The sequence below is a fragment of the Janthinobacterium sp. GW456P genome (assembly GCF_002127655.1).
Classification (GTDB): Bacteria; Pseudomonadota; Gammaproteobacteria; order Burkholderiales; family Burkholderiaceae_D; genus Janthinobacterium.
This window is the reverse complement of record NZ_NEHB01000039.1, coordinates 48,866-58,834: the sequence shown is the minus strand read 5'-3', so window position 1 is coordinate 58,834 and position 9,969 is coordinate 48,866. Positions and strand designations below refer to the sequence as shown.

General features: G+C 64.1%; 8 protein-coding genes. 2 read left to right on the top strand and 6 right to left on the bottom strand.

Features of this window, described 5'->3' with window-relative positions; all coding sequences use genetic code 11:
• The 3 genes from CBW66_RS25735 to CBW66_RS25725 form a co-directional block, all read right to left on the bottom strand.
• On the bottom strand, window positions 1-302 hold a 302-nt coding region (locus CBW66_RS25735; protein ID WP_253251349.1), incomplete at its 3' end, for an amidase family protein.
• Between the two features lie 63 nt (window positions 303-365).
• Complete coding sequence (locus CBW66_RS25730) at window positions 366-1,598, bottom strand: M20/M25/M40 family metallo-hydrolase (protein WP_086140191.1); 1,233 nt, start codon at window positions 1,596-1,598, stop codon at window positions 366-368.
• The gene (locus CBW66_RS25725) at window positions 1,595-2,827 is read right to left on the bottom strand and encodes a urate hydroxylase PuuD (protein WP_086140190.1); all 1,233 of its coding nucleotides are present in this window, start codon (window positions 2,825-2,827) and stop codon (window positions 1,595-1,597) included. The genes CBW66_RS25730 and CBW66_RS25725 overlap by 4 nt, the downstream gene beginning before the upstream one ends.
• 131 nt (window positions 2,828-2,958) lie before the next feature.
• Between CBW66_RS25725 and CBW66_RS25720 the strand changes: the two genes are divergently transcribed.
• Both CBW66_RS25720 and CBW66_RS25715 read left to right on the top strand, forming a co-directional pair.
• Window positions 2,959-3,897, top strand: a complete 939-nt coding sequence (locus CBW66_RS25720) for a LysR family transcriptional regulator (RefSeq protein ID WP_086140189.1) — start codon at window positions 2,959-2,961, stop codon at window positions 3,895-3,897.
• A gap of 73 nt (window positions 3,898-3,970) precedes the next feature.
• Window positions 3,971-5,725, top strand: coding sequence for an allantoate amidohydrolase (locus CBW66_RS25715; protein WP_086153685.1), 1,755 nt, complete (start codon window positions 3,971-3,973; stop codon window positions 5,723-5,725).
• A gap of 2 nt (window positions 5,726-5,727) precedes the next feature.
• On the opposite strand, the gene CBW66_RS25710 is transcribed toward CBW66_RS25715, so the two are convergent.
• The 3 genes from CBW66_RS25710 to CBW66_RS25700 are packed head-to-tail and all read right to left on the bottom strand — an operon-like array spanning window position 5,728 to window position 9,865.
• Window positions 5,728-6,963, bottom strand: coding sequence for a Zn-dependent hydrolase (locus CBW66_RS25710; RefSeq protein WP_086140187.1), 1,236 nt, complete (start codon window positions 6,961-6,963; stop codon window positions 5,728-5,730).
• A gap of 9 nt (window positions 6,964-6,972) precedes the next feature.
• Window positions 6,973-8,364 carry a dihydropyrimidinase gene (gene hydA, locus CBW66_RS25705; RefSeq protein ID WP_086140186.1) on the bottom strand — a complete coding sequence of 464 codons (1,392 nt, stop codon included), beginning with the start codon at window positions 8,362-8,364 and terminating at the stop codon, window positions 6,973-6,975.
• 16 nt (window positions 8,365-8,380) lie between these two features.
• Window positions 8,381-9,865, bottom strand: a complete 1,485-nt coding sequence (locus CBW66_RS25700) for an NCS1 family nucleobase:cation symporter-1 (RefSeq protein WP_086140185.1) — start codon at window positions 9,863-9,865, stop codon at window positions 8,381-8,383.
• Window positions 9,866-9,969 lie beyond the last annotated feature (104 nt).

Here is a 9,969-nt window from a genome sequence, read left to right as displayed (position 1 = left end):
GCGCCGGCCAGCGCCAGCGAGGCGGCGCTGCTGACCTGTCCCTTGACGTCGAACAGGTCCTTGATCGAGATGGGCACGCCGGCCAGTGGCGAGGCTACGATGCAGGCCGCGCGCGCCGCATCGCTGGCGCGCGCTTCCAGCAGCGCCCGTTCGCCATCGAGGCTGACATACGCATGGCCACCCTGCGCACGGTGCGCCTCGGCGCGCGCCAGCATCTGCTGCGTCAGTGCCACGCTGGTGATGCGGCCGGCGGCCAGGTCAAACGCCAGTTCCCTTATCGTTCTATTGCCAGTCAACTCCATGCTGCCTCCGCGATTTTCCAGGCATGCATCTTACCGGATGCGGGCGGCGTAGCCGCTACCTCCTCAAGCGCCCAGGAAGTCGAGCAAAGTCAGTGCGACGATCTTGCTGGCCTTGCGCAAGTCGTCCAGCGCCAGGCGCTCGTCGGCCTTCTTCGCGTTCGATTCGGGCACCGTGCGCGGGCCGGCGCCATACAGCACGGCCGGGATGCCCCGTTCGCCATACAGGCGCGCATCCGCGTACAGCGGCGTGCCGATGGCGGGTATCGTCTCGCCAAGGATGGCTTGCGCATTCTTTTGCAGGCTGCCGACCAGCTGCTCGGAGCCGGGCAAGGGGCGCAATGCGTGCGACAGCAGCAGGCGGCGGATCTCGATACGGATGCCGGGCTCGCCGCGCACGGCGTCCTCGATCAGGGCGCGCACCTGCGCTTCCACCGCCACCGGGTCTTCCTCCGGGATCATGCGGCGGTCCATCTTCATGACGACTTTTCCCGGCACGACATTCGTATTCGTGCCGCCGTCGATGCGCCCCACCAGCATGGTGGGCGAGTCGATGCCGGCCACTTTCGATTTGATCTTCTTCAGTTCCGGCAGCTGACCATAGATGGCATTGAGGATCTTGTTGGCCGCCTGCAGCGCATCGTGCCCCGTCTCCGGCATGGAACCGTGGCCGGACTTGCCGTGCACGGTGATTTCCAGCTGCAGGCAGGCGTTGTGCGCCGTGACGATGCCGTAGCTGAAACCGGCGGCGATGACGAAATCGGGCTTGGTCAATTGCTGTTCCAGCAGCCAGCCCGGCCCCAGCAAGCCGCCGAATTCCTCGTCATAGGTAAAGTGCAGTTCCAGCTGGCCCTTCAGGGGAATGCCCAGCGCTTCGAGCGCGCGCGCGGCAAACACATAGGTGGCGAAATCGCCCTTCGAGACGGCCGTCGCGCGGCCGTAGATATAGCCGCCGTCGATCTGGCCGCCGTATGGCGGATACGTCCAGTTGTCGCCGGGCGGCACCACGTCGCCATGCGCATTCAGGGCCACCGTCGGCCCGCCCGCCGCATATGGCCGGCGCACGATCAGGTTGGTGATGCTCTGCATGCCGTACGCCTCGACCTGGTCGGCCGGCACGGCGTGCTTTTCGGCGTTCCAGCCATACGCCTGCAGCAGCTGCGCCACCAGGTCCGCATGCGGCGCGTTATTGCCTGGCGGCGTATCCGTCGGCTGCCGCACCACCTGCTGTAAGAAGGCGATCTCCTCGTCGAAGTGCGCGTCGATCCAGGCCGTGATTCTTTCTGCGTGCGTCGTCATTTTGCTCCTTGCATGGTCTGTTGCAGCCAGGCGCCCAATTCGCTGCGCTCGGCCTCCGTCATATTGGTCAGGTTACCGATCGGCATGGCTTTGAGCTCGATGGCCTGCTTGTAGATTTGCGCCGCGTGCTGGCGGATTTGCGTCTCATTATCCAGCATCATGCCGGCCGGCGCCGTGGCGAAGCCCGGCTGCGTGGGATGCGCCGAATGGCAGGTGGCGCAGCGCTGGGCGATGATGGCATGCACGCTCTTGAACTGCGCCGCAGGGTCCACCGCCGGCGCGGCCGCCAAGGCCACGGGCGCTTTCGGCGCGATGGCCACGGCCACGGCCACCAGCAAGGCCACGCCGATGGCAGGATAACGCCACTCGACACGTCCCTTGTGGCGCAGGTTGAAGAAGTGGCGGATGAAGACGCCGGCCGCCATGATCAGCGCCAGCACCAGCCAGGCGTGGTCGTTGCGGTAGGTCATCGCGTAGTGGTTGCTGATCATGATGAACAGCACGGGTAACGTGAAATAATTGTTATGCACGCTGCGCTGCTTGGCCTTCAGACCGTGCTTCGGGTCGGGCAGCTTGCCGGCGGCCATGGCCTCGACCATCTTGCGCTGGCCGGGAATGATCAGCATCAGCACATTGGCCACCATGATGGTGCCGATCATGGCGCCCACGTGGATGTAGGCGGCGCGCCCGCTGAGCAAATGCGTGAGCACATACGCGGCGCCGACGATCAGCGCGAACACCGTCACGCCGAACCACAGTTCATATTGCGCCAGCTTCGAGCGGCACAGCAGGTCGTACACGGTCCAGCCGATGACGAGGGTGGCGATGCCGATGCCGACGGCCTGGCCGCTGGACAGCTCCATCACGGACTTGTCGATCATCATGGCCTGCGCATTGAAATAGTAGGCGATGGTCAGCAGCGCAAAGCCGGACAGCCAGGTGGAATACGCTTCCCACTTGAACCAGTGCAGTTCCTTCGGCAGTTCGGCGGGCGCCACCAGGTATTTTTGCGGGTTGTAGAAGCCGCCGCCATGCACGGCCCACAATTCCCCCGACACGCCCTTCTTCGCCAGCTCGGAGCCGGGCGCGGGCGGGCGGATCGAGTTGTCGAGCCAGACGAAATAAAAGGAAGCACCGATCCAGGCGATGCCCGTGATGACATGCAGCCAGCGGACGATCAGGTTCAGCCACTCAAGGCCGTACGGGATCAGGTAGGCAAATACTTCCATAAATTTCCTCTAGTCAGACCGAACCAATATTCGTGCCAATCTACACAAGATAAACGGATTTACCGCCCATCACATGAAAAATATCGTATATTTGACATATTCAAATCGATATACAACAAAGCCGCCGCCACATGTCCAGCCTGCCGCAACACCTCGACCTGCACCTGATCCGCATCCTCTACCTGCTGCTGGTGGAAAAGAATGTCTCGCGCGTGGCACTGAAACTCAATCAGCCGCAGCCCTCGATTTCCGCCTCGCTGCGCAAGCTGCGCGAACTGACGGGCGACCCGCTGCTCGTGCGCGGCGCGCGCGGCATGGTGCCGACCCAGCATGGCGAAAGCCTGCTCAATCCGGCCAAGCGCATCCTCGACCAGACGGAGAGCCTGTTCGTCAAGAAAACGCCGTTCGTGGCGCAGGAAGAGGCGCGCACCTTCCATATCGCCGCGCCCGACTACCTGGACAGCCAGTTCCTGCCCAATGTGGTGGCCCTGCTGCGCCGCGGCTCGCCGAAAAGCCGCGTCGTGCTGCATAGCCTGGGGCCGGGCATCGACCATATCCGCCAGCTTTCCGACGGAGGCCTGGACCTGGTCATCGCCAACTGGGACGAGCCGCCCGCGCATCTGCACATCTCGAAACTGTTCGAAGACCCCATCATCTGCGCCATGCATGCGGAAAACGCCTATGCGCGCCGCACGGCCAGCGACGCCATGACCCTCGACGACTATCTGAGCCTGCCACACGTGGCGCCATCGCAGATGATGCCCGGCTACCACGGCGTGATCGACTCCTTCCTGGAGCGGCAAAACCTGCAGCGCAACGTGGTGGTGGAATCGGCGTATTTCGGCCTGATTCCCTACATGCTGACGCAGACGGACCTGGTGCTCACCACAGGCCGCCAGTTCATGCGCTTCTATGAAAAGACCTTGCCGCTGAAAACCTACACCGTGCCCTTGAAGTTCCCGCCGATGCGCTTTTACCAGCTGTGGCACCAGCGCGTGCACCAGGCGCCCGAACACAAATGGCTGCGCGACCAGGTCAGCGCGGCGGCCAAGGCGCTGGTGCTGCGATAGCCGCTATCAGCGCGCGCATATAATGAACGCAGGAACGGGGCGCTATCATCACCGCTTGCATGATCGGAAAACCATGACCACCCTTTCAGACCTGAACGCCGGCAGCCAGGCCGATTTTATCGCGCAGCTGCACGGCATCTACGAACACTCGCCCTGGATCGCCCAGCGCGCGGCCCCCGCCCGGCCGTTTGCCAGCCAGACGGCACTCAAGACGGAACTGCAGCGCGTGCTGGCGCAAGCCTCGCCCGAAGAGCAGCTGGGGCTGATCCGCGCCCACCCGGAACTGGCCGGCAAGGCCGCCATCGCCGGGCAGTTGACGGCGGAATCGACGCGGGAACAGGCCAAGTCCGGCCTGAACCTGTGCAGCGCCGAGGAATTTTCCACCCTGCAGCGCCTCAACAGCGACTACAACGCCAAGTTCGGCTTTCCCTTCATCCTGGCCGTCAAGGGCCCGACGGGCGAAGGCTTGACGCGCCAGGACATCATCGCCACCTTTGCGCGCCGCCTGAAAAMCCGCCACGCCGATGAACTGGCCGAATCGCTGCGGCAGATCAAGCGCATCGCCGAGCTGCGCCTGAACGACCTGTTCGACGTGCGCCTGGACTTCGGCCCGGTCATCATGCAGCAGGCGGAAACCCTGGCCGGCTGGAGCGACAGCGATTACAACCTGACCTGCGCCTATCTGACGCCGGCGCACCGGCAAACGGCCGCGCAGCTGGCCGACTGGATGCGGGACGCGGGCATGCAGGTACACATCGACGCCGTCGGCAATGTCGTCGGGCGCTACCTGTCCGACACGCCGGGCGCAAAAACCCTGATGACGGGATCGCATTACGACACGGTGCGCAACGGCGGCAAGTACGATGGCCGCCTCGGCATCGTGCTGCCGATCGCCGTCGTGCGCCACCTGCATGAACGGGGCGAAAAGCTGCCGTTTCATTTCGAGGTCGTCGGCTTCGCGGAAGAGGAAGGCGTGCGCTTCAAGAGCACGTTTTTGGGCAGCACGGCCGTCACGGGCAAGTTCGACGTGTCGCTGCTGGAGCAGCGTGACGCGGACGGCGTGAGCATGCGCGAGGCGCTGGCCGCCGCCGGCCACGAGGCCAGCGCCATCGGCGCCATCGCGCGCGACCCGGCCGACTTGCTCGGCTATGTGGAAGTGCATATCGAACAGGGTCCCGTGCTGCTCGAGCGCGACCTGCCGCTGGGCATCGTCACGGCGATCGCCGGCAGCTCGCGCTACCTGGTCAATCTTGGCGGCGTGGCCAGCCACGCGGGCACCACGCCCATGACCATGCGCAAGGACGCGGCCAGCGCGGCCGCCGAAATCATCCTGCTGGTGGAGCAGCGCTGCAACCAGGGCGAGGCACTGGTGGGCACCGTGGGCCAGCTGCAGGTGCCCAACGGCTCCGTCAACGTGATCGCCGGCGCCTGCACCCTGTCGCTCGATATCCGCGCGGCCAGCGACACGGTACGCCAGGCAGCCGTCGACGATATTTTGGATGGCATCGCCGCCATCTGCGCGCGGCGCCAGATCGACTACCAGCTGGAACTGCTGCTGTCGGCGCGCGCGGCGCCGTGCGCGCCCTGGCTGATGGCGCAACTGGCGCAGGCCGTGGAATCGGTCGGCATCGAACCGCATGCGTTGCTGTCGGGCGCCGGCCACGACGCCATGGCCATGGCCGCCATCACCGACGTGGCCATGCTGTTTACCCGCTGCGGCAATGGCGGCATCAGCCACAATCCGCTGGAAACCATGACGGCGGACGACGCCGACATCGCGGCGCGCGCGCTGCTGGCGTTTTTGCGCGGCTTCCAGCCCAAGCCCTGAGCTTACACCGCCACGGCCCGTTCCAGCATCGCGTGCAGCAGCACATTGCAGCCCGCTGCCAGGTGCTCGGGCTTGGCGTCCTCGATTTCATTGTGGCTGATGCCGTCCTTGCACGGCACGAAGATCATGCCAGCCGGCGCCAGCCGGGCCGCATAGATGGCATCATGGCCGGCGCCCGAGACCACGTCCATCACGGAGTAGCCGAGTTTTTCAGTCGCGTTGCGCACGGCGCCCACGCAATCGGGGTGGAACGGGCATGGCGGGTAATAAGAGACTCTTTCCAGTGAAATGCCCAAGCCTGTTTTTTCGCGCGTGGCGTCGATGAAGGCCGTGATCTCGCCATGCATGGTGTTGAGCAGTGCATCGTTCACGTTGCGCAGGTCGATGCTGAATTTGACTTCGCCCGGGATCACGTTGCGGCTGTTGGGGAACACCTGCACCATGCCCACCGTGCCGCGCCCATACGGCGGGTAGCGGTTGGCGATCGCCACGACTTCCTGCATGATGGTGGTGGCCACCTGCAGCGCATCCTTGCGCAAGCCCATGGGCGTGGGACCCGCATGCGCTTCCATGCCCGTCACCACGCAGTCGTACCAGGACAGGCCCATCACGGCCGGCACCACGCCGATCACCTTGTCGGCGTCTTCCAGCACGGGACCCTGCTCGATATGCGTTTCAAAATAGGCGCCGATCGGATGATCGCCCGGTACCTGCTCACCCTTGTATCCGATGCGCGCCAGTTCCTCGCCTACCGTTTTTCCCTCCGTGTCTTTCGCCGCATAGGCCGTTTCGAGCGAAAAGGCGCCGCAGAAGACGCCGGAACCCATCATCACGGGCACGAAGCGCGAACCCTCTTCATTGGTCCAGAAGGCCACCTCGATGGGTGCCCGCGTCTTGATCTGTAAATCGTTCAGGGTGCGCACCACCTCCAGGCCGGCCAGCACGCCGTAATTGCCATCGAACTTGCCGCCCGTGGGCTGGGTGTCGATATGGCTGCCTGTCATCACGGGTGGCAAGCTATTGTCCGTGCCGTCGCGGCGCATGAAGACGTTGCCGATCTGGTCGATGGTGATGCTCATGCCCGCTTCGCGGCCCCAGCGCACCACCAGGTCGCGGCCTTCCTTGTCGAGGTCCGTCAGGGCCAGGCGCTTGACGCCGCCCTTGGCTGTCGCGCCGATCCGCGCCAGTTCCATCAGCGCTGCCCACAAGCGTTCGCCGTTGATACGCAATGCATCCATCGTAACTCCTTATGCGGTGATGGCGGAAAAGGCGGGCCGTTCGATATAGCGCCCCGCCCCTTCGACGGCCATCAGTTCGCCCTGGTGGAACACCACCTTGCCGGCGGCAATCGTGGTGCTGGGAATGCCGCGCACGGTGCGCCCTTCGAAGACGTTGAAGCCTCCCTTGGCGAACTGCGTGGCGGCGGAAATGGTGCGCGTGCCCTGCGGGTCCCACAGCACGATATCGGCATCGCTGCCCGCGGCGATGACGCCCTTGCGCGGATACATATTGAAGATCTGCGCCGCATTGGTCGATGACACCTTGACGAATTCGGACGGTGTCAGCATGCCGGAATTGACGCCCGCATCCCATACGACGGCCATGCGTTCCTCGACGCCGCCGCAGCCGTTCGGGATGCGCGTGAAATCCTGTTTTCCGGCCGCCTTCTGCTCGGCGCAAAAGGTGCAGTGGTCGGTGGCCGTCGTGTGCAGATTGCCGCTTTGCAGGCCGTGCCACAGGGCCGATTGATGGTGCTTGCTGCGGAACGGCGGGCTCATGACGTGGCCCGCGACATAATCGAAATCGTCGCTCTGGTAGACGCTGTCGTCGATCACCAGATGACCCGCCAGCGCTTCGCCATACACGCGCTGGCCGTTGGCGCGCGCCCGCGTGATGGCGTCCAGTGACTCGGCGCACGAGACGTGCACGATATACACGGGAGTATTCAAAACGTTGGCAATCGCGATGGCGCGGTTGGCCGCCTCCGCTTCCACGGCCGGTGGGCGCGACAGCGGGTGCGCCTGCGGCCCGGTGATGCCCTTCTTCAGCAAGGCTTGCTGCAACTGGAAAACCAGCTCGCCGTTTTCCGCATGCACGGTGGGCAGCGCGCCCAGTTCCAGCGAGCGGGTAAAGCTTTTCACCAGGGTTTCATCGTCGGCCATGATGGCGTTTTTATAGGCCATGAAGTGCTTGAAGCTGTTCACGCCATGCTCGCGCACCAGCACGCCCATTTCTTCATGCACCTGCTCGCTCCACCAGGTGATCGCCACGTGGAAGGTGTAGTCGCCGGCCGCTTTGGCCGACCACTCGCGCCACTGGTGATACGCCTCGATCAGCGACTGCTTCGGCGCGGGAATGACGAAATCCATGATGGTGGTGGTGCCGCCCGCCAGGCCCGCCGCCGTGCCCGTGAAAAAATCGTCGGCCGTCACGGTGCCCATGAAAGGGAGGTTCATGTGCGTGTGCGTGTCTATCCCGCCCGGCATCACGTACAGGCCGCCCGCGTCGATCACGGTGGCGCTGGCCGGCGCGGCCAGGTTCTCGCCGACGGCGGCGATCGTGCCGCCCTCGATCAGCACATCGGCGCGAAACGCGCGATCGGCGTTGACGACGGTACCGCCACGTATCAGTGTAGTCATCTTGTCTCCTCAGTGATTACAACTGCGGCGCCTGCTGCACGTGCGCCACGGCCTTGCCCTTCATCATGACGCCGTACACGACGGCGGCGATGGCCACGCCCACGAACCAGGCGTAGGTATAGATGGTTTTAAAGCCTTCGGCCACGCCGGGAAACGCCGTGGGAAAGGCCGCGTTCAAAAAGCCCGGGATGTTCGGCAGCACGGCGATGAAAAAGGCGATCAGCGCCGCCATGTTCCAGCCGCCGCCATACGAATAGACGCCGTCGTCGCGGTACAGCTGCCTGACGTCGAGCTGCGTCTTGCGCACGAAATAATAGTCGACGATGAGGATGCCGGCGATGGGACCCAGCAGGGCCGAATAGCCGATCAGCCACGTAAAGATATAGCCCTGCGTCGATTCGAGAACCTTCCACGGCATCATGACGATGGCGATGAAGGCCGTAATGTAGCCGCCCATCTTGTATGAAATCTGCTTCGGCGCCAGCGAGGAAAAGTCGTAGGCCGGCCCCACCAGGTTGGCCGCCAGGTTGACGCTGACCGTGTCGATCAGCAGGATGATCAGGGCGATCAGCACGGCGGCGCCCGTCATGCGGCTGGCCAGGTCGACGGGGTCCCAGATGGCCTTGCCGTACATGACGACGGAACCGGCGGTGACGATCACGGCCAGCATGGCGAGCAAACCCATGGGCACGGGCAAGCCGACGGACTGCCCCACGATCTGGTCGCGCTGCGTCTTGGCGAAGCGCGTGAAGTCGGGAATGTTCAAGGCCAGGGTGGCCCAGAAGCCCACCATGGCCGTCAGCGATGGCCAGAAGACGCTCCAGAACTGGCCCGCCTTTTTGCCGCCGGGGATGAACTGCGATGGCTGGTCCAGCAAGCTGGCCACGCCGCCCGCCTTGCTGTGCACCCAGTACAGCAGCACGAAGCAGATCAGGATTTTCAGGGGCGCCGTATAGGTTTCGAGCTTGCGGATCGATTCCATGCCATGCAGGATGTAATAGAACTGGATGGCCCAGAAAGCCAGGAAGCACAGCAGCTGGCTGCCGTTGATGCCCAGGCCCGCGATCTTCTCACCGCCCAGTTCATGCCCCATCAGCACGCCCATCAGCGTGTAGATCATCTGCCCGCCGAACCAGGTCTGGATGCCGTACCAGCCGCAGGCGACGATGGCGCGCATCAGTGCCGGCAGGCGCGCGCCCATGGTGCCGAACGAGGCTCGCGCCAGCACCGCATACGGGATGCCGTACTTGGTGCCCGCATGGCCGATCAGCAGCATGGGCAGGAGCACGATGGCGTTGGCGAGAAACACCGTGAGCACGGCCTGGTAACCGGACATGCCGCTGTCGATCAGGCTGGCCGACAGGGTGTAGGCGGGAATGCACATCACCATGCCGACCCACAGCGCGGCGAAGTGGTACCAGCGCCAGGTGCGTTGCGCCGCCGTGGTGGGCGCAAGGTCTTCATTCCAGAGTTGCGTATTGCCAGAATAGTCGTGGTTCACAGGGTTGCTCCATCGGTTGGGAGGTTGGGCGTTTTACAAACGGCTGCGGCCTAGCTTACTGCAAAGTTGGGCAACCGTTTATAAAATATGCGCACGCAAAAAAC